A 22,214-nucleotide genomic window follows, 5' to 3' on the forward strand; every position below is an offset into this window, starting at 1 on the left:
TCCCGCGCACGGTCGCGCACACTGAGGAGCGGAAGACCCTACAGTGCGTAGGGACGAGGGGTGGAAATGGCCGACCACACGCATGCCGTTCTCGCCGGGCCCCGGCGCACCGCGCCGAGCCCCGGCAGCGGCCGGGCGGATCGCCGCCGCGGCGATCCGCTGCTCGCCGGGGTGGCCGCCGCCTTCGTCCTGGCCCAGCTCCTCCTGGTCGGCCCCGCGACGGGCCTCGGCTGGGACGAGGTCGTCTATGTCAGCCAGGTCAGCCCGCACGCCCCGGCCGCCTTCTTCAGCGCCCCGCGCGCCCGCGGCGTCCCGCTGCTGGTCGCCCCCGTCGCCGCCTGGTCGTCCTCCACCGTGCTGCTGCGCTGCTACCTCGCGCTGCTGTCGGGCCTCGCCCTCTACCTGGCGCTGCGGGTGTGGCGCCACCACTTCCCGGCCCGTGTCCTGGCCCTCGCGGGCGCCCTGTTCGCCTCCCTGTGGGTGACCCTCTTCTACGGCCCCCAGGCCATGCCCAACTACTGGGTCGCCGTCGGCGCGCTCGGCTGCGCGGGCTGCCTGCTGCGGGCCCGCGCCGACCGGCACGACCGGGCGGCGCTGTGGGGCCTGGCGGCCGGCGGCGTCCTGATGGCGCTGATGCGTCCCATGGACGCCGTCTGGGCGGCCCTCCCGCTGGTGCTGCTCGCCCTGGCCGGACGCCACTGGCGAGCGCTGTCCGCGCTCCTCGCCGGGACGGCCGCGGGCGGCGCCGAGTGGATCGCCGAGTCCTACGCCGGCTACGGCGGCCCGCTGCGGCGGCTCGCGGACGCCTCCGCCATCCAGGGCGACCTCGGCTGGCACTTCGCCGTGACCGACCAACTGCGCAGCCTGGGCGGGCGCACCCTGTGCCGCCCGTGCACCGGAGACCTGCCCGGCCCGCTGGTCACCGCCTGGTGGTACGCCCTGCCGGCGCTCGCCCTGCTGGGCCTGCTCGCCGCCCGCCGCGCCCGGCGCACCACGCCCACCCTGGTCGCGCTGGCCTGCGCCGCCACGGCCGCCTTCCCCTATCTGTTCCTCATCGGCTACGCCGCGCCCCGCTTCCTGCTGCCCGCCTACGCCCTGCTCGCCGTCCCCGTCGCCGACGGCATCGTCCACCGCGTCACCACCCCGGCGGGCGCCTGGCGGCCGCTGGCCCTGAGCCTCACCGCGCTGGCACTCGCCGTGCATCTCGGGGCCCAGTACACCGTCCTGGACCGCACCGCCGAGCGCACCGCGGCCGACCGCCGCGCCTGGGACCGCACCGCCGACGCGCTGCACGCCCTGGGCGTGCGCCCGCCCTGCCTGCTCACGGGCGAGGAGGCCATCCCCCTCGCCTTCCACACCGGCTGCGGCTCCGCCGCGACCGGCGGCCACAACGCCAACTCCACCTCCGCCGCCATCGAGGAGACCGCGCGGCACACCCCGGTCGCCGCGCTCGTCCCCCCGGGCGGCGAGCCGCCCGGGTACGCCCGCGGCTGGCCCGCCCACCGACTCGGCGACGTGCTCGCGTACGTCGCGCCGACGGCGCAGAAGGGTCCCGGCACATGACCTCCCCGCTGCTCACTCCCGCCGCTCCCGCCCCGCCCGCCCCCGCGCCCCGGCGCCGCACCCGGTGGCACACCGCGGCCCTGCTCGCGGTCCTGCTGTGCGCCGCCTACCTCGGGCAGCGGCACTGGCCGGTGGTCGCCTCCGGCGCCGACCGGCTCGCCGTCGCCGACCGGGGCTGGCTGCTGGGCGCCACCGCCGCCCCTGGCCACCTGGGTCTGCGCGGCCCTCGCCCAGCAGGGCGCCGTCGCCGAACGGCTGCCGCGCGGGCGGCTGCTGGCCGCGCAGTTCGCCGCCTCGGCCGCCAACCACGTGCTGCCCGCCGGACTGGGCGCGGGCGCGGTCAACCTGCGGTTCCTGATGCGCTGCGGGCTGCCCGCGGGGCGCTCGGCGGGCGCCCTCGCCGTCAAGGCCGCGGCCGGGGCGCTGGCCAGGGGCGTCCTGATCGCCGTGCTCGCCGCGCTCTGTCCGGGCGTACTGCGCCTGCCGGAGGTCCCGGTCACCGCGCTGGCCGCGGCCGGGGCCGTGGTGGCGCTGGTGACGCTGCTGCTGTGCGGCCCGCTGCGCTCCCGGTGGAGGCGCGCGGCCGGCGCGGTGGGGGCGGACATCCGGGCCGTGCACGCCCGGCCGCACCGGGCCGCCGCCCTGTGGGGCGGCTCGTTCGCCTTCGCCGCGGCGCACGCGCTGGTGGTGATCGCCGTCGTCCAGGCCGTCGGACTGCCCCTGTCCCCGCTGCGGGTGGCGCTCCTCTACCTCGCCGCGAGCAGCGCCGCCGCCCTGCTGCCCACCCCCGGCGGCCTCGGCTCGCTGGACGCGGCGCTCGCCTTCGCGCTGACCTCCGCGGGCGCGCCCGGCACCGCGGCGGCCTCCGCCGTCCTCGGCTACCGCCTCCTGACGGTCTGGCTGCCCCTGATCCCCGGACTGCTGGTCCTCGGTGCACTGATCCGCCGCCGGGCGGTGTGAGCGGCCCGCACCCCGGCCCGCCCCGGGTACGCGCCGGGCGCCGCCCGCGCCTCAGCGCGCGTGCGAGCGCCCGAGCCCGTCGGGCGTCCGCGGCGGCTCCGGCTCGTCCGCCGACGCCGGCCCGCGCGCGGTGAACGCCGCGACGCAGCGGGCGGGCAGCCACCGCAGCGCCGCGCACAGGCACGCCCCGGACCAGCCGGCCGCGAACAGCCAGCCCCCGGCCACGTCGGTGCCCCAGTGCACCCCGAGATACACCCGGCTCACCCCCACCAGGACGGCCCAGCAGCCCACCGCCGCGCACAGCGCCGTACGGCCGCGCGGAGCGCGCAGCAGCACCGCGAGCACCAGCAGCGCGGCGGTCAGCGCCGACGTGGTGGTGTGCCCCGAGGGGAAGGCCCAGCCCGAGGCGTGCGTCGCCCAGTCGGGGCGCGGCGGGCGCGGGCGGGCGACCAGTTCCATCACGCCCCGGCGCGCCAGCTGCCCCGTGGCCAGACAGACCGGGCCCAGCAGCGCGGCGACCGCGCGCCGCCGCGCCGTCCGTCCGGCGACCGCACCGGCCACGACGACCAGCAGGTAGGGGACGACGCCCGTCCCGGTGGCGGTCACGCCCCGGGCCGCGGCCACCGCCGTCGCGGGCCGGTGGCCGACCGACCAGGACAGCAGTGTCTCGTCGATCCGCAGCGGTGCGCCGTGCCCGCCGGCCACCACCAGGGCGAGGACGGTGAACGCGGCCCAGGCGCCGACCGCGGCGCTGCCCGCCAGATCGGCGGCGTCCCGGCGCCTCACGGGAGCGCGGGCACGGACGCGGACGCGGTGTCAGGGACCGGTGTCATCCGCCCGCCTCCTCGGTCTTCGCCGCGCGCCGGGAGCGCACCACCTCGGCGGCGAGCGGGATCAGCGAGACCGCCACGATCAGCGCGATCACCGGCAGCAGATACCGGTCGACGTTCGGCACGGACGAGCCGAGCGCGTACCCCGCGAGGGTGAGACCGACGCTCCACACCAGGCCGCCGGCCACCTGCCACACCGTGAACGTGCGGACCGGCACGCCCAGGGCGCCCGCCATCGGATTGAGCACGGTGCGCACCACCGGCACGAAGCGGGCCAGCACGATCGCCTTGGCGTGCCCGTACCGGCCGAGCAGTTCCTCGGCGCGCCGCGCGCCCTCGTGCAGGCGCCGCGAGCGGCTGCGCGCCAGCAGCGCGCCCCCGGCCCTGCGGCCCAGCACGAACCCGCACTGGGACCCGGCGAGCGCCCCCGCCGCCGCGGTGAGCAGCAGCGGCAGGAGGGACAGCCGTACGCCCCGGTCCGCCGTGCCCGTGCACAGCAGGCCCGCGGTGAACAGCAGCGAGTCGCCGGGCAGGAAGAAGCCGATCAGCAGTCCGGTCTCGGCGAACATCACGACACCGACGCCCAGCACACCGAAGGCGGCCAGCAGCGACTGGGCGTCGAGCACGTTCACGGCGAGCGGTGACGACAGGAGCGGGGAGGGGTTCATCGGCGCGGGGCTCATTTCGTCCGGGTGACGCGTGACGGTGGCCGATGGCGACCGACTACAGGGCGACCGACTACAGGCCAGTAGACCGTCTACGTCACTGTAGACGATATCGTCCGTCGTGTGCGGCCCCCCGATCGGCCGGACGGGTGAAGGCATGGCGCCGGTCGTGCCGGACCGCTCCCCACCTGGACTTTCCCGTCCCATGGTCAAGAACGGTGGCTGCCTTTACTGCACATCGTGCGCAGGTGGGTGACGATGGCAGAAGGCGGCCCCGGCCCGGGTCCGCCCGCACGACCCCATCCGAAGGAACACCTCTCCCATGACGGCCGCCCCTGGTTCCGCTCCGCCCCTCCCCGCCACGACCGGGCCGAAAGGCCCGCTCTGGCACCGCGTCCGCACCTCGATGACGCGGCAGGAGTGGACCAGGGTCGGCGGGATGGCCGCCTTCGTGCTCGCCCTGCATGTGATCGGCTGGTTCACGCTCGTCTGGATCGTGGCGCCGGAGCACTACAGCCTGGGCACCAAGTCGTTCGGCATCGGCATCGGCGTGACCGCCTACACCCTGGGCATGCGGCACGCCTTCGACGCCGACCACATCGCCGCCATCGACAACACCACCCGCAAGCTGATGCACGAGGGGCAGCGCCCGCTCTCCGTCGGCTTCTGGTTCTCGCTCGGCCACTCCAGCGTCGTCTTCGGCCTGGCCTTCCTGCTCTCCCTGGGCGTCCGGGCGCTGGCCGGACCCGTGCAGGACGACGACTCCCGGCTGCACGACATCACCGGCCTGATCGGCACGACGGTCTCGGGCGCCTTCCTGTACGTCATCGCCGCCGTCAACCTGGTCATCCTGGCCGGCATCTGGAAGGTGTTCCGCGAGATGCGCTCGGGCCACTTCGACGAGGCCGCCCTGGAGGAGCAGCTCGGCAGCCGGGGCCTGATGAACCGCATCCTCGGCCGGTTCATGAAGTCGATCACCAAGCCGTGGCAGATGTACCCGCTGGGCCTGCTCTTCGGCCTCGGCTTCGACACGGCCACCGAGATCGCCCTGCTGGTGCTCGCGGGCTCCGGCGCCGCCTCCGGGCTGCCCTGGTACGCGATCCTGTGCCTGCCCGTGCTGTTCGCGGCCGGCATGTCGCTGCTGGACACGATCGACGGCTCGTTCATGAACTTCGCCTACGGCTGGGCGTTCTCCAAGCCGGTCCGCAAGGTCTACTACAACCTCACCATCACCGGTCTGTCCGTGGCCGTCGCCCTGATCATCGGCACGGTCGAACTGCTGGGCCTGCTCGCCGACAAACTCGATCTGCACGGCGCCTTCTGGGACTGGGTCGGCGGTCTGGACCTCAACGTCATCGGCTTCGTCGTCGTCGGTCTGTTCTTCGTCACCTGGGTGCTCGCCCTGGTCATCTGGAAGGTCGGCCGGATCGAGGAGAAGTGGACGGCGGACCTGGCCGCCCCCGCCGACTCCCCGGCCGAGTGAGGCCGGGCACCCGGAGCGGGCCGGGGTGATTGGAGTCGGCGCAGCGGGAAACGCGGATCACGACAGCGCGACCGCGAGCCGCCACCAGGGAGGACACCCGTGAGCACCGATCCGATGGCCGACGACGCCTACCAGCCCACCGGCACGAACGAGGAGCAGGAGGACGCCGCGCCGCTGGACCTGGAGGACGCGGTCGGCGAGCGGACCTACGACGACCTGCTCGACGAGGGCTACTCGCCGCCGGAGAAGCCGCTCGGCGTCGACAAGTACGGCACGACCGCCGCCGAGCAGCACGAGGGCGAGAGCCTCGACCAGCGGCTCGCCCAGGAGCGCCCCGACGCGGACGAACCGGCCGGCGACGGCGTCGGTGACCTGCCCGGCGGCACGGGCGAACCGGTCGACCCGCAGGCGGGCGGCGCGCGCGCCGGGCGCCTGGTCGCCCCCGACGAGGGCGCGCACGCCGACACCACCAAGGAGGAGGTCGCCGCCGACGCCGGCGTCGACGGGGGCGCCGCCGGTGCGGAGGAGGCCGCCGTGCACATCGTCGAGGACGACGGCGCCCTCCCCGACGAGGACACCGGGCCCTGAGCGGACCAGGCCCGCGCTCAGTCCCCGAGCCGGTCGAATCCATGACGGTGCGGCCGTCGAACGCCACGCTGTCCGGCCACCACGTCCACCTCGCGCGGGCCGACCACGTGCCGGGTGCGCGCGGTCGGGTCGGCGACGGTGATGTCCTCCTTGAGCCGGTAGCTCTGCCCGTACAGGTCGCGCTGGGTGAGGCCGGTCAGGTACGGCGCCGCCTCGCGCAGCGTCTTGGACGGATGGACCGGTGTTGGATGGACACCCCGCCGACCATGTCGGGCCGGCCGGCGACGGCGACCCGGCGGCCCAGTTCGGGCCGCGGCGACGGCGGCCTTCTGGCCGCCCGGTCCGGATCCGATGACGAGCATGTCGTAGTCAGGCACGTGCGGGGTCCGTCGGCGCGCCGACGCGGCGGGAAGGCCGGCGGGAGGCCCGGCGGACAGCGGTGGGACCGGAGCGCGAGGCTCCGGTCCCGTCGTCCGCCCGCCGGCCGCCCGGCTCAGGGCAGCAGCTTGTCCAGGGCGGCCGGGCCGTCCGTCTCGATCCTGCGCTTGGCCCACTCCAGGTTGCGCGGGGTGATGTCGCGGCCCGCGGCCAGCACGACGTCCTCGGGCGAGACCTCGGTACCGGTACGGGCGTGGAGCACGGCGTCCGGCGTGCAGCGCTCCCCTGGGGGGCGGGACGCTTCGGGCGAACGGGATGCTTCGGGCTGTGACGTCGACATGTGTCCTCCTCGGGTCCGGCCGGGTCCCCGCCCCGTGCCGCGCCGCCCGCGCCCAGGGACCGGGACCTCCTCCTACGATTGCCCGCCGCGCCGCACCCTGCATCCGGAAGGGCCGCCGGACCCGTGGCCGGCTTCCCCGGCCGCCGCCCGGCCCCGCGCTCCGTAAGCTGGAACGACCACGCGGGCCGCCGCAGCGGCGGCCCGCGGCCGGGGACCGGACAGGGAGGCCCAGCGATGGCCGACACACCCAGCCCGTCATCCGCGCCGGGCACGCGGCGGTACGTGCCGATCGCCGACCACGGCCTGATCGGCGACCTGCGCACGGTCGCCCTGGTCGGCACCGACGGCACCATCGACTGGTACTGCTGCCCCTCCTTCGACTCCCCGAGCGTCTTCGCCGCCGTGCTGGACGCCGAGAAGGGCGGCTGCTTCGAACTCGCCGCGGCCGACGAGGCCGCCCGCACCAAGCAGTTCTACTTCCCCGACACGAACGTGCTGATCACCCGCTTCTTCACCGAGGACGGCGTCGGCGAGGTGCAGGACTTCATGCCGGTGTGCGGCGACGACGGCGAGGCCGAACGGCACCGCCTGATCCGGCGCACGGTGTGCGTGCGCGGCACCGTGCGGTTCCGCGCGCGCGTCGCGCCGCGCTTCGGCTACGGCGCCGACCCGCACACCGTGCGCGTCCAGGGCCACCTGGCGCTGTTCGAGTCCGCGCACTCCGCCCTCGCCCTGACGGCGACCGCGCCGCTGGAGACCGAGGGACCGGACGTACGGGCCGACTTCAAACTCACCGAGGGCGAGTCCGCGGTCTTCGCCCTGGACCAGGTGGGCGGCGAGGTCGCCCCGCGCCGCTGCGCCCGCGCCGAGGCCGACGAGCAGTTCGCCGCCACCGTCGCCTACTGGCGGCGCTGGATCGCGCAGTCCCGCTACCGGGGCCGCTGGCGGGAGATGGTGCACCGCTCCGCGCTCACCCTGAAGCTCCTCACCTACGCGCCGAGCGGCGCCATCGTCGCCGCGCCCACCACCAGCCTGCCCGAGCGGATCGGCGGCGAGCGCAACTGGGACTACCGCTACGTCTGGGTGCGCGACGCCGCGTTCGCCGTCTACGCCCTGCTGCGCCTCGGCTTCACCGGCGAGGCCGCCGCCTTCATGCGCTTCCTGACCCGCCACATCAGCCCCGGCGACGGCCGCGCCACGGGCCCGCTCCAGATCATGTACGGCATCGACGGCCGCACCGATCTGCCCGAGCGCGAACTGACCCATCTGGAGGGCCACCAGGGCTCCGCCCCGGTCCGGGTCGGCAACGCCGCCGCCGGCCAGCTCCAGCTCGACATCTACGGCGCCCTGATCGACTCCATCTACCTCTACGACAAATGGGCCGAGCCGATCTCCAGCGCCCAGTGGGACGACGTGTGCGCACTGGTCGACTGGGTGTGCGACCACTGGGACCAGCCCGACGAGGGCGTCTGGGAGACCCGCGGCGGGCGCCGGAACTTCCTCTACTCGCGCCTGATGTGCTGGGTGGCCGTCGAACGCGCCGTCCGGCTGGCCAACCGCCGCGGCCTGCCCGCCGACCTGCCGCGCTGGCAGCGCGGCCGGGACGCCGTCTACCGCCGGATCATGGACCGCGGCTGGTCCGAGCGGCGCGGGGCGTTCGTCCAGTACGAGGGCGGCGACGTGCTGGACGCCGCCGTGCTGATGATGCCGCTGGCCAAGTTCATCGCGCCCACCGACCCCAAGTGGCTGTCCACCCTCGACGCGCTCACCGAGGACCTGGTCTCCGACTCGCTCGTCTACCGCTACGACCCGCGCACCAGCCCCGACGGACTGCGCGGCGAGGAGGGCACCTTCTCGATCTGCTCCTTCTGGTACGTGGAGGCGCTGACCCGCGCGGGCCGCCTGGACGAGGCGCGCCTCGCCTTCGAGAAGATGCTCACCTACGCCAACCACCTGGGCCTGTTCGCCGAGGAGATCGGCCGCACCGGCGAACAGCAGGGCAACTTCCCACAGGCCTTCACCCACCTGTCCCTGATCAGCGCCGCCTACAACCTGGACCGCGCCCTCGGCTGACCCCGGTGCCCGCGCGGCGGGCACCGGGGCCGGCCGCCGGCCTCAGCCGATGTGGTACGAGTCGCCGTACACCTTCCAGTCCAGCGGCGGCTTCAGGTCGAGGTTGCCCTTGCGCAGGAACACCCGCTGCGCGGTGTCGACCCTGCTGGTGTCGCTGTGCGCCTCCTCCTGCTTCATGGCCCACACCCGCGCGTCGAGGAACGCGTTCAGGTACGCCGTCTCGTCGCCGCCCTGCGCCGGCGGCTTGGCGCTGCGCAGCGCCCGCTTGCGGATGTTGCGGAAGCTGGTGGAGTCGTCGCCGTCGCCGTGCATGACGATGGCGTCGTAGTAGGCGAACTGGCCGAGCGCGCGCAGCCCGTCGCTCTTGCCCTGGGAGACCGCCGGGTTGAAGTACACCCGGTCCCGCTCGTCGTTCTGGGCCTGCTGGAAGGCGCTGTCCTTGGCCGCGGTGTGCCAGGCCGAGACGAACGCCGAGCCCAGGCCGGAGTGCGAGTCGCTGCCGTTGACCTTGCGCAGCGCGGGCAGGTACTTCGCCAGCACGTTGCCCGGTTTGCGGTCGGTGTAGAGCTGCACCAGGTCGAGCATGTCGCCGGTCCCGGAGCAGAAGCCGATGATGCCGGCGGTGTAGCCGCGGCCGTCGTCGATGTCCTCGATGTAGGTGTACTGGGCCTTCCAGTCGAGCGAGGAGTTCTCCGCGCTCGACACCAGCTTCATGGCGATCTCCTTCTTCGCCGGGTCGTCGAGGCCCGGCGCCGCGGCCGGGGCCGCCGTCGCCTGCGGGACGGCACCGAGCAGCGGGACGGCGGCCAGCGAGGCGCCGAGGAGAGCGAGGACGGTACGCCGGGAGGCGCCGGCCGGTGTGGCCGAATCAGGGTTCGCGTGCACCACGGGGGCTCCAAGGGTGAGTGGGGGGAGGGCAGTTGGACCGGACGCCAACTGGTAGGAAGGTTTCCTATCAGAGGCCGTCAGGGCCCGGCACCCGTCACGCGGGAAATTCGTAGGAACCTATGAGAAAGACCGGGAGGTGGCCGAGACGAGCGACGAGCCGGCCGCCTCAGAGCAGGGACTGCTCCGCCCAGATGACCTTCCCGGTGGACGTGTAGCGCGTGCCCCAGCGGTCCGCGACCTGCGCCACCAGGAACAGTCCCCGGCCGCCCTCGTCGGTGGAGGCCGCGTAGCGCAGATGCGGCGAGGTGTTGCTGCTGTCGAAGACCTCGCAGATCAGCGCGGTGTCCCGCAGCACCCGCACCCGGATGGGCGCGCTGCCGTACCGGATCGCGTTGGTGACCAGCTCGCTGAGGATCAGCTCCGTCGTGAAGGCCGCCTCGTCCAGACCCCACCGGGCCAGCCGCCGGCTCACCGCGGCCCGCACGTCCGCCACCGCCGCCGGATCCGCGGGCACCTCCCACTCGGCGACCCGGTCGGCGTCCAGCGCCCGGGTCCGCGCCACCAGCAGCGCGATGTCGTCCCCGGGCCGGAACGGCAGCCGCGAGTCCAGCACGGCGCGGCACGTCTCCTCCGGCGACCCGCCCGCCGAGGCCAGCGCGGCGCGCAGCTCCTCCAGACCGGCGTCGATGTCCCGCTCCCGGTCCTCCACGAGCCCGTCCGTGTACAGCACCAGCCTGCTGCCCTCGGCGAGTTCCAGCTCGGCCGTCTCGAACGGCAGCCCGCCCAGGCCCAGCGGGGGACCGGCCGGCACCTCGGCGAACACCACCTCGCCGTCCGGGGCGATCACCGCGGGCGGCGGATGCCCGGCGCGCGCCATCACACAGCGCCGGGAGACCGGATCGTAGATCGCGTACAGGCAGGTCGCGCCGATCACCGGCGCGCCGGTGCCGTCCGCGGCCTCGTCCTGGTCGATCCGGTCGACCATCTCGTCCAGCAGCCCGAGCAGTTCGTCCGGCGGCAGGTCCAGGGCGGAGAAGTTGTGCACCGCGGTACGCAGCCGGCCCATCGTGGCCGCCGCGTGCAGCCCGTGCCCGACCACGTCCCCCACGACGAGCGCCACCCGCGCCCCGGACAGCGGCAGCACGTCGAACCAGTCACCGCCCACCCCCGCCTGCGCGGGCAGATAGCGGTAGGCGACGTCCAGCGCGCCCTGCTCGGGCAGGCTGCGCGGCAGCAGACTGCGCTGGAGGGTGACCGCCATGCCGTGCTCGCGCGTGTACCGGCGGGCGTTGTCGATGGAGACCGCGGCCCGCGCCACCAGCTCCTCGGCCAGGGCCAGTTCCTCCGCGTCGAACGGCTCCTCCTTCTCCGAGCGCCAGAAGTCCACCAGACCCAGCACCACGGCACCCGCCCGCACCGGCACGGTGATCAGCGAGTGGATGCCGTACCGCATCACCCGCGCGGCCCGCTCCTCGTCCTGCGCCAGCCAGCCCGGCGCGGCCTCCAGACGGGGTTCGAGGACCGGCCTGCGCGTACGGAGGCTGTCCGCCTGCGGCGAGGACGCCACGAACCGGATCTGCGTGCCCACCGGGTACAGCGGCGTCTGAGCGCGGATCCCGCCGGCCGCAGCCCGGCGCAGCCCGGCGCCCGGATCCGGTTCCTCGCCGCGCAGTACGGCGTCGTAGAGGTCCACCGTGACGAAGTCGGCGAAGCGCGGCACCGCCACCCGCACCAGCTCCTCGGCGGTCCGGGTCACGTCCAGGGTGGTGCCGACCCCCAGCCCGGCGTCGTAGAGCAGGCTGAGCCGCTCGCGGGCCTCCTCCGCGCGGCCGGACAGGGCGCGCAGCTCCGTGGAGTCGCGCAGGGTGGCCACACTGCCCGAGGGTCCGCCGTCCAGGTCGGTGGGCCGCTGGTTGACCGCCAGCAGCCGGTCGCCGACCAGGCGCACCTCGTCGGTGGCGATCCGCCCGGACGCCAGCAGCGCCGCCGTCTCCGGATCGAGCCCCAGATCGAGCACCCGGCGCCCCTCGGCGTCGGCGGGCAGATCGAGCAGGCGGTGCGCCTCGTCGTTGGCGAGGAGCAGTTCGCCATCGTCGCCGACGATGATCACGCCCTCGCGCACCGCGTGCAGCACCGCGTCGTGGTGGTCGTACATCCGGGTCATCTCGCCCGGCCCCAGCCCGTGGGTCTGCCGCAGCAACCGCCTGCTGACCAGCGCCGTCCCGGCCGTGGCCAGGGCGAGCGCGGCGGCGGCCGCGCCCAGCACGACGGGCAGCTGGCGGTCGGCGAGACCGCCCGCGTTCCGCGTGGTGATGCCGGAGGCCACCACGCCCACCACCCTGCCGTCCGGCGCCCTGAGCGGCACCACGGCCTGCACCAGCCGCCCGATGGTGCCGTTGATCTCCTCCACGACCGTCCGGCCGTGCAGCGCGGGTTCGATGGTGCCGACGAACTTCTTGCCGATCCGGTTCGGCTCGGGGTGGGTGTAGCGGATCCCGGCGGCGTCCGTCACGACGACGAAGTCGACGTGCGCGGCCTTGCGGGTGGCCTCGGCGCGGGGCTGCAGCACGGCCGTCGGGTCCGGGGCGGCGAGCGCGGCGGCGGTGCCCGGCGCGTTGGCGAACGCCTCGGCGACCGCCAGCGAGCGGCTGCGCGCCTCGCCGGTGCTGTCCCGGCGCACCTGGAGCACCAGCGCGACCACCGCGGCCACCACCAGCAGCAGCACCACGACGACCTGGAGCACGAACACCTGCCGGGCCACACTGCGCCCGCGCAGCGCCGCCCACAGCCGCGTGGGCCGGCCGCCCGCGGCCCGGCTGCGCGCCGCGCGCTCACGCGCGCGACGGGCGGGGCCGGGCGCCGGCTGGACGCGCCGGCCGCCGGGGCGGCGGGTCGACCGGGTACCGGTTCGACCCGGGAGTCGGACCATGTGCCATGTCTACACTGCCGGGCCCCGCCAGGCGAGGCCCGGCACACCCGCGCCCCGGGCCCGCCCGCGCGGCGCGCGCGACCCGCTGATCCCGCCGGTGCCGCGCGGCCCGTGGGTCCGGCGCGGCGGCCGGAGCGCCCGCGGGCCGGGGGAGCCGGGCGCGGCGGCGCCGACGGACCGGTACGGCCGTCCGGGTGGCCCCGCGGCCGCGGGCATGAGCACGGCCGCGGCCGCGCCCGCGGCGGGCCGCCGGGTCAGGAGCGGCGGGGCTTCTCGTCGCGGATGTTCTGGGCGACGTCGCGGAGCTTGACGTTGTGGTGCTGGGAGATGCGGCGCAGCACCGCGAAGGCGTCGTCCTCGCTGAGCCGGTGGCGCTCGCGCAGTATGCCCATGGCCTCGCCGATGGCGTGCCGGGTCTCCAGCGCGTGTTCGAGCTGGTCGACGGTCCGGGCACCGGACAGGGCGACGGCGGCGTGCGAGGCCAGCAGCCAGCCGGCGGTCTCGCTCTCCGGGGTGAACGCGCCGGGGCGGCGGGAGTAGCAGTCCAGCGCCCCGAAGTCCTCGTCGTCGGTGTACAGCAGGAAGCCCATCATGCTGCCGATGCCGAGCTCACGGGCGGCCGGCGCGTAGCGCGGCCAGTCCGGCTGCGGCTGGGACAGGTCGGTGATGCGGAAGACCCGGTCGCCGTTGACCCGGCGGGCGGCGTCGAAGCAGGGGCCCTCGCCCAGCTCGCCCTGGAGCCGGTCGGACTCCTCGACCATGCCCTCGGTGACGGCCAGGCTCACCGCGCGGCCCTTGCGCACGGCGAGGATCCCGGCGGCGTCACACCCGTCGATGAGTTCGACCGCCGCCGAGGCGATCTCCTCGAGCGTCGCCCCGGTGGACTCCTGGGCCAGCAGACGCCGGGCGAGCTCGGCCATCTGTTCGGCGAAGACACGCCAGTCCATCCCTGCGCACCACCCTTCTCCCGGCCGCGTGCACCGCTGCCGGGGATGCCGCCCCGGACCCCGGCATCCGCAGCGTACCCCTCGGCCGCCGTCGCACCGCGTAACGCGATCATGGCATGCCGGTGCTCCGGCGGGGCGGCCCGGTCCGCCGGAGCGCGGTGGTCCGGCGGCCGGGGCGGCGACGGCCGCGCGTGCGCGCCCTCGCGGGTACGCCGTACGGGAAGATCCGCACGACACCCGCACCATCGCAACGGGCGGGCCAAGTCCTGGTGTCGTGCCGGTGCGTTCGGTCATGGGTTGGCCAACCCCTTTCCACACGTTGGCCACTTGTTCACCCGCGGCCCCTGATTCCCCGCGCCGCGATGGGCAGAAAGTGGTCGGCGGTCCGGACGCCCCCCCGCCGGACCGCGACATCGTGAGAGCTTCACCCGTTCAAGAAGGAGCACAGATGTCCGAGTTGACACGCCGTAGACTCCTGGGCTCGGCCGCCGGCGCACTGGGCGGCGCGGCGGCGCTCTCCCTCCTCCCGCCGAGCGTCCAGAAGGCCGTGGCCGCCGAGCCGCCCCGGCACAGCTCGCTGCGCGACATCGAGCACGTCGTCCTGCTGATGCAGGAGAACCGGTCGTTCGACCACTACTTCGGCACGCTCAAGGGCGTCCGCGGCTTCGCCGACCCGCACGCGCTCAAGCTCGGCACCGGGCGTTCGGTCTTCTACCAGCCGGACACCGAGAACCCCCGCGGCTACCTCCTGCCCTTCCACCTGGACACGCACACGTCGAGCGCCCAGGCCATCCCCTCCACGAGCCACGCCTGGTCGGTGCAGCACGAGGCGTGGAACAACGGGAAGATGGACCGCTGGCTGCCCGCGCACCGCAAGGCCGACGGCGTCAACGGCCCCTATGTGATGGGCTACTACACGCGCGAGGACATCCCGTTCCAGTTCGCGCTCGCCGAGACCTTCACCGTCTGCGACAACTACTTCTGCTCGGTGTTCGGCCCGACCTGGCCGAACCGGCTGATGTGGATGACCGGGTCCATCGACCCCGACGGCACCCACGGCGGCCCGATCACCAACAACACCGCGCCGACGCCGTACCGCTGGACGACGTACGCGGAGCGCCTCCAGGCGGCCGGGGTCAGCTGGAAGGTGTACCAGCAGGACGACGACTACGGCTGCAACCTGCTGGAGCAGTTCGCCGCCTTCAAGAACGCCCGGCCGGGCTCCGAGCTGTACGAGCGCGGGGTGCGCCCGCAGCCCGAGGGCACCTTCGAGGACGACGCCCGCAACGACCGGCTGCCCGCCGTCTCCTGGATCATGCCGACCAGCCACCAGTCCGAGCACCCGGACTACCTGCCGGCCGCCGGGGCGGACTTCGTCGCCTCCAAGATCGAGGCGATCGCCGCCAACCCGAAGGTGTGGCGCAAGACCGCGTTCATCCTCAACTACGACGAGAACGACGGCCTGTTCGACCACGTGCCCCCGCCGACGCCGCCCGCGGGCACCCCCGGCGAGTTCATCAAGGGCCTGCCCATCGGCGGCGGCTTCCGTGTCCCGGCCATCGTCGTCTCGCCCTGGACGGTGGGCGGCTGGGTCGCCACGGAGGCATTCGACCACACCTCGGCCCTCCAGTTCCTGGAGCGCTTCACCGGTGTCGAGGAGCCCAACATCACCGACTGGCGGCGGGAGACCTTCGGCGACTTCACCTCGCCCTTCCGCTTCTCCCACAGCCGCCCGCGCCCGCCCCGGCTGCCGCACGACACGGCGGAGCAGCTGGAGAAGGCGAAGGAGGAGGTGGCGACGCTGCCGAAGCCGACGCTGCCCGGCGCCGACCAGACCTTCCCCCGCCAGGAGCGGGGACACCGGCCGCACCTGTGAGCGGCGGGTCCCGGGCCCGTCCGCCGACGGGTCCGGGACCGCGGCCCGCCGGTCCTCGGGGGAGGGGACGTCAGAACCTGGGCACCGGTGCCTGGCTCTCCACCATCTCCGCCGCCTCCTCGGGGGTCGCCACGGAGGGCGGGGAGCCGGCCAGCGGGCGGCGGGCCGTCTCCTTCATGCAGGCCACGGCGACCACGCCGACCAGGGCCGCGGCCATGGCGTAGTACGCGGGCATCAGCTCGCTGCCGGCGACCGAGATCAGCGCGGTGATCACCAGCGGGGTGGTGCCGCCGAAGAGCGAGGTGGCGACGTTGTAGCCGATGGACAGGGAGCCGTAGCGCACCTCGGTCGGGAACAGGGCGGGCAGCGCCGCCGACATCGTGCCCAGCATGCACACCAGGGACAGTCCGAGCATCAGCATGCCGCCGGCCAGGGCCACCGGGCTGCCCTGCCCGACCAGCAGGAACGCGGGCAGCGACAGCACGAGGTAGCCGAGCATGCCGGCCATCAGCACGGGCTTGCGGCCGATCCGGTCGGACAGCCGGCCCACCTGGTTGATCAGCAGCATCAGCACCACCATGGTGCCGATGAGGATCAGCAGGCCGTTCGTCTCGGAGTAGCCCATCTCGTCCGACAGATAGGTCGGCATGTACGACAGGAGCATGTAGTCGGTGATGTTGTAGGCGCCGACCAGGCAGACGCACAGCAGCAGGGAGGGCCAGTACTGGCGGAAGATCTTCGCCAGGTCGCCCTTCGCGGTCGTCTCCACCGCGGACGCCGCCTCCGAGGCCCGGTGCAGGGAGGCGTCCTCCAGCTTCTGGAAGGCGGGCGTCTCGTCCAGCCGCAGCCGCAGGTACAGACCGACCATCCCGATCGGCCCAGCCACCAGGAACGGCACGCGCCAGCCCCACGACTCCATCCCGCCGCTGCCGAGGACCGTGGTCAGCACCGTCACAAGACCGGCGGCGCCGACATAGCCCGCCAGCGTGCCCAGCTCCAGGAAGCTGCCGAAGAAGCCCCGGCGCCGGTCGGGCGCGTACTCCGCGATGAACGTGGAGGCGCCGCCGTACTCGCCGCCCGTGGAGAAGCCCTGCACCAGCCGGAAGAAGATCAGCAGGGTCGGGGCCCAGAAGCCGATCGTGCCGTACGACGGGATCAGACCGATCGCGAACGTCCCGATGGCCATCATGATCATCGTCATGGCGAGGACCGATTTCCGGCCGATCCTGTCGCCCAGCGGTCCGAACACCATGCCGCCCAGCGGCCGCACCAGGAAGGACACGGCGAAGGTCGCGAACGACGACAGCAGCTCGACCGTGGCGTTCCCGGACGGGAAGAACACATGGCCGATCGTGACCGCGAGATAGCTGTAGATGCCGAAGTCGAACCACTCCATGGCATTGCCCAGCGAGGCGGCCTTCACCGCGCGCCGTACCGCGTGCTCGTCGGTGACGGTGATGTCGGTCCGGCGCAGCGGGGGATTCCTGCGGCGTTCCGCGGCGCGGAACAGCGTGCGGTGCCGCCTGCGGGCGCCCTGATCGGCCTCGCTCTCCCGGGAATCCTCTGCGTTGCCCGCCATGGGGGCTCCTTCCTGCCGGCGCACTGACATCCAGGAGACCGCCTGCTCACCCGTGGCGACGGCAAACGGGCCGGGGTCCGCAAGCGAGATTCGCCACGTCGGCGGTATCGGCCACCGGGGCGCCGCGACCGGGAAGCGGCGGCCGTCCGGCCCCGCGCCCTCGCCTCGCGCCACCGCGGCGGCCGGCGGCGCGGTGCCGTCAGCCGGCGGTCCGGGCCGCGGCGACGGCCTGCTCGCCGTATCCGCCGCCGAACAGCACCGCGTGCACCAGCAGCGGGAAGAGCTGATGGATCCCGACGCGTGCGGACCAGCCGTCCGCGAGGGGCGCCACCTCCTGGTAGCCCGCCAGCACCCGGTCCAGGTGCGGGCAGCCGAACAGCCGCAGCATCGCGAGGTCGGTCTCGCGGTGGCCGCCGTGCGCGGCCGGGTCGATCAGCCGGACCCGGCCCTCGGGGTCCCACAGCACGTTGCCGTTCCACAGGTCGCCGTGCAGCCGCGCCGGAGGTTCGGCGGGCCCCGCCAGCTCGGGCAGCCGCTCCATGACGTCCTCGACGACCGCCGCCCCGGCCGGGCGCACGGCGCCCGTGTCGACGGCCCGGCGCAGATAGGGCAGCACCCGGTGCTCGGCGTACCAGCGCGGCCAGTCGGCGCCGGGCGTGTTGCGCAGCGGAGCGCGCCCGATCCGCGCCTCCTCGGGGCCGCCGGGCGGCGGCGCCCCGAACGCGGGCGCGCCCGCCGCGTGCAGCGCGGCGAGGTCGCGGCCGAACCGGTGCGCGCCCCGGGCGTCCGGCCGCCCCGGCGCGACCCGGTCGGTCACCAGCCACCGCGTGTCATGGCCGTGCACCGCCGGGGTCCGCACGGTGCCGGCGGCGGCCAGCCAGCGCAGCCCGGCCGCCTCGGCGCGCACCGCGCCGGGGTGCTCGTCGTGTTTGGCCATCACCACCCGGCCGTCGTCCAGCGCCACTTCGGTGAGCGCGGCGGACAGCCTGCGCCGCACGGTGGCCCCGCGCCCGGTCAGCCGGGCCGCGGCGGCGGCAGCCCCGGCGGCATCGGGTCCGGGGCCGGAGTCGCCGGCCGGGCGGGCCGTCATGGCGTCAGGCGCTCCCGTGTCCAGGCGAGCAGGCCGGGCACCGCCGACTCGATCATGGCGAGAACCTCCTCGAAGCCCTCCGGACCGCCGTAGTAGGGGTCGGGGATGTCGAGATCGCCGGTCGCGTCCGGGTCGAACGTGCGCAGCAGGCGCACGCGGGACGGATCGGCCACGAGGCGGCGCAGCGCCTTCTCGTGGCCGCGGTCCATGGCCAGGAACAGATCGGCGTCCAGATGCTCGGCACCTACCTGCGCGGCCACGTGTTCGACCGGATAGCCGTGCCGGGCCAGCGACTGCCCGGCCCGCTCGTCGATGGCCTCACCGGCGTGCCAGGGGCCGATGCCGGCGCTGGTGACCCGCACCGCGTCGGCGAGGCCCGCCCGGCGCAGATGCTCGGCGAACACCAGGGCGGCGGACGGCGACCGGCAGATGTTCCCGCTGCAGACGAAACAGATGTGCACGGCACCAGCGTACGGAACCGGCGGCGCGCGCCGTACGGGCGGGAGCTGCGGGGCGTGCCGTACGGGCGGGAGCGGCGGGCCCGGCCGCCCGTTCGGCCACCCCGCCCGGCCGGGCCGATTTCCGCAGGGCTCGATCCGCCGTGTCCGGGTACGCGGGTGGGGCAGCCGGTCATGGCGGCGGGAGCGCGACGGGGGCCGGGAAGGCGGCGGGCACGGTGGCGGCGCCCCGGGGGAACGGGAGGTTCACCCCGTCGGGGCGGGCCCCGTGCGGCGCACTACGGGCCGTGAGAGATTGACAGGGCCGATGCCCGTTAAGGGTGTTTTGTCTGAATCTCTCGGACCGAACGGCAGGACCGGCGCGAGCAGCCGGGTACGGCGGCCCCGTCGGGGCGACCGGCAATCGGAGAGTACGCGGGCCGCGCACGCACCGTGGTGACGGCCAGGAGTGGAGGAACGGTACGCATGAGCGAGGCCAACCCCATCAAGCAGGCAGCCCGGAAGGTCGCCGACGCGCTCCAGGGCGACGGCGACGGTCCGCAGGACGGCATCCCGGGCAAGCCGGGCGCCGAGTCGCCCTCCCTGGAGGAACCGACGCAGCCGAGGGAGCCGCTGCCGGCCAAGCCCGACCAGACCGGGCCCGAGACCGTCTCGCCCACGGGCCAGCCGACCGGCGCCGAGCAGGCGCGCATGGCGCAGAGCGGGAGCTATCTGACCACCGCCCAGGGCGCCCGGCTGTACGACACCGACCACTCGCTCAAGGCGGGCCCGCGCGGACCGGTGCTGATCCAGGACCACCATCTGCGCGAGAAGGTCATGCACTTCGACCACGAGCGCATCCCCGAGCGCGTGGTCCACGCCCGCGGCGCCGCGGCGCACGGCGTCTTCCAGAGCTACGGCACGGCGGCCTCGGTGACCAAGGCCGCGTTCCTCGCCGAGGACGTCGAGACACCGGTCTTCGTCCGCTTCTCCACGGTGCTGGGCTCGCGCGGCTCCTCCGACACGGTGCGCGACACCCGCGGCTTCGCGACCAAGTTCTACACCAGCGAGGGCGTCTTCGACCTGGTCGGCAACAACATCCCGGTGTTCTTCATCCAGGACGCCATCAAGTTCCCCGACGTCATCCACGCCGGCAAGCCGCAGCCCGACCGGGAGATCCCGCAGGCGCAGAGCGCCCACGACACCTTCTGGGACTTCGTCACCCTGCACACCGAAGCGGCCCACCACACCCTGTGGAACATGTCGGACCGGGGCATCCCGCGCTCCTTCCGGATGATGGAGGGCTTCGGCGTCCACACCTTCCGGCTGGTCAACGCGAGCGGCGAGACGACGCTGGTGAAGTTCCACTGGAAGCCCAAGCTGGGCGTGCACTCCCTGGTCTGGGAGGAGGCGCAGATCGCCAACGGCGTCGACCCCGACTTCCACCGCCGTGACCTCGCCGACGCCATCGAGGCGGGCGCGTACCCCGAATGGGAGCTGGGCATCCAGACCTTCCCCGACACCCCCGACCAGACCTTCGAGGGCATCGACCTGCTGGACCCCACGAACATCGTCCCCGAGGAGATGGCCCCCGTGCAGCGGGTCGGGCGGCTGGTCCTGGACCGCAACCCGTCGAACTACTTCGCCGAGACCGAGCAGGTCGCCTTCCACGTCGGCCACCTCGTCCCCGGCATCGACGTCACCGACGACCCGCTGCTCGCCGGGCGGCTGTTCTCCTACCTGGACACCCAGATCACCCGTCTCGGCGGCCCCAACTTCGGGCAGATCCCGATCAACCGCACGCACGCCCCGGTCAACGACATGCTGCGCGACGGCTTCCACCAGACCGCCGTGCACCGGGGCGTCGCCCCCTACCGGCCCAACTCCCTCGACGGCGGCTGCCCGTTCACCGCGGGCGCGGACACGGGAGCGTACATCGAGGTGCCCGTGCGCGTCCCCGAGGGGAGGAAGGTCCGCGAGGCGCCTGAGTCCTTCTCGGACCACTTCAGCCAGCCCCGCCGGTTCTGGCTGTCCATGAGCCCGGTGGAGCGCGAGCACATCATCGGCGCGTACACCTTCGAGCTGAGCAAGTGCTACGAGCAGGCCATCCAGGAGCGGGGCCTGCAGGTGCTGGCCAACATCGACCCCGAGCTGTGCGCGCAGGTCGCCGCCGGGCTCGGTCTGCCCGCGCCGGAGCCCACGGTGCCGCTGGCCGACCTACAGCCCAGCCCCGCGCTGTCCCAGGTCGGGCAGACCTGGCCCACGGAGGGCCGGGTCATCGGGATCGTCGCCGGTCCGGACGGCGACCTGGAGGGCGTACGGGCCGTACGCGAGGCCGTGCTGACCGCCGGGATGGTGCCCCTGGTCGTGGCGCCGACCGGCGGCACCCTGGGTGACGGCGCCGACCCGCTGGCGGCGCAGCGGACCTACGCCAACGCGCGGTCCGTGGAGTTCGACGCGCTGCTGGTCGCCGGGGTCCCGGGCGTGGGCGCCGACGCCTACGGAGCCCGGGACGCCAAGTCCCCGCTGCCCTCCGCGCAGCAGGCGGCCCACGACCCGCGCGTCGGGCTGCTGCTGTCCGAGGCGTTCCGGCACGGCAAGGCGATCGGCGCCTGGAAGGGCGCCGAGGCCGCGCTCCAGGCGGCGGGCGTGCCCACCGACGCGCCCGGTGTGGTGCTCGTCGACAGCGGGACGGCCGCCCTGGAGCAGATCACCCGCCTGCTGGGCGCGCACCGCGTCTGGGAACGGTTCCCGGCGGACGCCTGACCGCCGCCACCCCGCCCGTGCCGGTGCCCGTGTCCGTTCGTTCCCGCGGGCGCGGGCGCGGGCGCGGGTGTGGGTGCGGGTGTGGGTGCGGGCACGCGCGGCCTGTGGCCAAGGCCACGCCCTCCGGGAGGCCCGCGCCATAGGCGGCGCGGGCGCCGCGGGCTTACGGTGCCGGGCAGCACCCGGCGCGGCCGGGTGCTGCCCCTGTGCCCGTGAACCAGCCCGAACGGCCCGGCAGTGCTCGAAGACCTCTCCCCGCTCATCGCGGCGACCGCCCAGTGGCTGACCGCCGCGTATCCCGCGTCCGGTGGCGCGCTGGCGTGTGCCCTGTGCGAGGTGCAGGCACGCCAGGCGGTCACGGTCGCGGCCTGGCTGCGCTATCCCACGCCGGTGGACGCCGCACTGGTCGGCATGGCGGGCCCCGGCGGCTCCGGCCGTCTCGACCGGGTGACCGGAGCGGACGGCATCGCGGCCGGCGAACCGGCGGATCCCGACGAACACGCCTGGCGCACCTGGGTCGACGAGGTCGTGGCGAGCTGGGCGGCCTGCCTGCTCACCGATCCCGTGCTGGCCGGCCGGGCGGTGGCGGCACTGGCCGGGAGCGGCCGTGCGGCGCACCCGGAGGCCGAGTTCCGGCGTCTGCTCAGCCCCGACGAGCAGGACCGCCGGGCGGCGGCACTGCTGCGCCACCCCGATCTCCTGGCCCCCGTGGTCGCGCTCCACCGCGCCCAGCTCCTGGACCGGCTGGACCCGGACCCGGCCCTGGCGGCATGAGCCGCGGCGGACGCCGCACCGGCCCGCTGTCGGGGCCGGTGCGGCTGA

The 22,214-nt window shown here is 74.6% G+C and carries 16 protein-coding genes and 2 pseudogenes; 8 read left to right on the top strand and 10 right to left on the bottom strand.

Annotation, left to right across the window (positions count from 1 at the left end; translation table 11 throughout):
* Nucleotides 1-66 precede the first annotated feature (66 nt).
* Together R4Z62_RS31605 and R4Z62_RS31610 are read left to right on the top strand one after the other, a co-directional pair.
* Nucleotides 67-1,563: a hypothetical protein gene (locus tag R4Z62_RS31605; RefSeq protein WP_491521586.1), complete on the top strand. Its 1,497-nt coding sequence runs from the start codon at nt 67-69 to the stop codon at nt 1,561-1,563.
* A pseudogene (locus R4Z62_RS31610) lies at nt 1,560-2,523 on the top strand (lysylphosphatidylglycerol synthase transmembrane domain-containing protein). The gene R4Z62_RS31605 and the pseudogene R4Z62_RS31610 overlap by 4 nt, the downstream one beginning before the upstream one ends.
* A gap of 51 nt (nt 2,524-2,574) precedes the next feature.
* Here the strand turns inward: R4Z62_RS31610 and R4Z62_RS31615 are convergent.
* Entirely contained in the window at nt 2,575-3,309 is a 735-nt protein-coding gene (locus R4Z62_RS31615) for a phosphatase PAP2 family protein (protein ID WP_491521587.1), read from the bottom strand.
* Nucleotides 3,310-3,352: 43 nt separating this feature from the next.
* Nucleotides 3,353-4,021: a DedA family protein gene (locus R4Z62_RS31620; RefSeq protein ID WP_064536818.1), complete on the bottom strand. Its 669-nt coding sequence runs from the start codon at nt 4,019-4,021 to the stop codon at nt 3,353-3,355.
* 319 nt (nt 4,022-4,340) lie between these two features.
* On the opposite strand from R4Z62_RS31620, the gene nicT reads away from it, so the two are divergent.
* On the top strand, nt 4,341-5,501 hold the full coding sequence (nicT, locus tag R4Z62_RS31625; protein WP_491521588.1) for a Nickel transporter NicT: 1,161 nt from the start codon (nt 4,341-4,343) through the stop codon (nt 5,499-5,501).
* A gap of 99 nt (nt 5,502-5,600) precedes the next feature.
* Nucleotides 5,601-6,089, top strand: a complete 489-nt coding sequence (locus R4Z62_RS31630) for a DUF5709 domain-containing protein (protein ID WP_173860928.1) — start codon at nt 5,601-5,603, stop codon at nt 6,087-6,089.
* A 68-nt stretch (nt 6,090-6,157) separates the two neighbouring features.
* Here R4Z62_RS31630 and R4Z62_RS31635 read toward each other — a convergent pair.
* Both R4Z62_RS31635 and R4Z62_RS31640 read right to left on the bottom strand, forming a co-directional pair.
* Nucleotides 6,158-6,466: pseudogene (locus R4Z62_RS31635) on the bottom strand (FAD-dependent oxidoreductase); the annotation flags it as partial.
* 116 nt (nt 6,467-6,582) lie between these two features.
* Nucleotides 6,583-6,807, bottom strand: coding sequence for a hypothetical protein (locus R4Z62_RS31640; RefSeq protein ID WP_064536820.1), 225 nt, complete (start codon nt 6,805-6,807; stop codon nt 6,583-6,585).
* A 234-nt stretch (nt 6,808-7,041) separates the two neighbouring features.
* Here R4Z62_RS31640 and R4Z62_RS31645 point away from each other — a divergent pair, with 234 nt between their 5' ends.
* Nucleotides 7,042-8,880 carry a glycoside hydrolase family 15 protein gene (locus R4Z62_RS31645; protein ID WP_491521589.1) on the top strand — a complete coding sequence of 613 codons (1,839 nt, stop codon included), beginning with the start codon at nt 7,042-7,044 and terminating at the stop codon, nt 8,878-8,880.
* A gap of 42 nt (nt 8,881-8,922) precedes the next feature.
* Here R4Z62_RS31645 and R4Z62_RS31650 read toward each other — a convergent pair whose 3' ends face one another.
* The 3 genes from R4Z62_RS31650 to R4Z62_RS31660 form a co-directional block, all read right to left on the bottom strand.
* A complete protein-coding gene (locus R4Z62_RS31650) occupies nt 8,923-9,768 on the bottom strand; it encodes a chitosanase (RefSeq protein WP_355478949.1) in 846 nt (281 codons plus the stop codon).
* Nucleotides 9,769-9,934: 166 nt separating this feature from the next.
* The gene (locus R4Z62_RS31655; protein ID WP_064536823.1) at nt 9,935-12,697 is read right to left on the bottom strand and encodes a SpoIIE family protein phosphatase; all 2,763 of its coding nucleotides are present in this window, start codon (nt 12,695-12,697) and stop codon (nt 9,935-9,937) included.
* 254 nt (nt 12,698-12,951) lie between these two features.
* On the bottom strand, nt 12,952-13,644 hold the full coding sequence (locus tag R4Z62_RS31660; RefSeq protein ID WP_064536824.1) for a GAF and ANTAR domain-containing protein: 693 nt from the start codon (nt 13,642-13,644) through the stop codon (nt 12,952-12,954).
* A gap of 448 nt (nt 13,645-14,092) precedes the next feature.
* Between R4Z62_RS31660 and R4Z62_RS31665 the strand changes: the two genes are divergently transcribed.
* Entirely contained in the window at nt 14,093-15,520 is a 1,428-nt protein-coding gene (locus R4Z62_RS31665) for an alkaline phosphatase family protein (protein WP_064536825.1), read from the top strand.
* Between the two features lie 70 nt (nt 15,521-15,590).
* Here R4Z62_RS31665 and R4Z62_RS31670 read toward each other — a convergent pair whose 3' ends face one another.
* The 3 genes from R4Z62_RS31670 to R4Z62_RS31680 all read right to left on the bottom strand — a co-directional run bounded on the left by R4Z62_RS31670 (nt 15,591) and on the right by R4Z62_RS31680 (nt 18,650).
* Complete coding sequence (locus R4Z62_RS31670) at nt 15,591-17,099, bottom strand: MFS transporter (RefSeq protein ID WP_491521590.1); 1,509 nt, start codon at nt 17,097-17,099, stop codon at nt 15,591-15,593.
* 199 nt (nt 17,100-17,298) lie between these two features.
* Nucleotides 17,299-18,189: a fructosamine kinase family protein gene (locus R4Z62_RS31675; protein ID WP_491521591.1), complete on the bottom strand. Its 891-nt coding sequence runs from the start codon at nt 18,187-18,189 to the stop codon at nt 17,299-17,301.
* Nucleotides 18,186-18,650, bottom strand: a complete 465-nt coding sequence (locus tag R4Z62_RS31680) for a low molecular weight protein-tyrosine-phosphatase (RefSeq protein ID WP_491521592.1) — start codon at nt 18,648-18,650, stop codon at nt 18,186-18,188. Before R4Z62_RS31680 ends, R4Z62_RS31675 begins: the two co-directional genes overlap by 4 nt.
* A gap of 462 nt (nt 18,651-19,112) precedes the next feature.
* Between R4Z62_RS31680 and R4Z62_RS31685 the strand changes: the two genes are divergently transcribed.
* Together R4Z62_RS31685 and R4Z62_RS31690 are read left to right on the top strand one after the other, a co-directional pair.
* The gene (locus R4Z62_RS31685; protein WP_491521593.1) at nt 19,113-21,392 is read left to right on the top strand and encodes a catalase; all 2,280 of its coding nucleotides are present in this window, start codon (nt 19,113-19,115) and stop codon (nt 21,390-21,392) included.
* 237 nt (nt 21,393-21,629) lie between these two features.
* Entirely contained in the window at nt 21,630-22,166 is a 537-nt protein-coding gene (locus tag R4Z62_RS31690; protein ID WP_491521594.1) for a hypothetical protein, read from the top strand.
* Nucleotides 22,167-22,214 lie beyond the last annotated feature (48 nt).

The organism is Streptomyces sp. PL-25 (assembly GCF_058344915.1).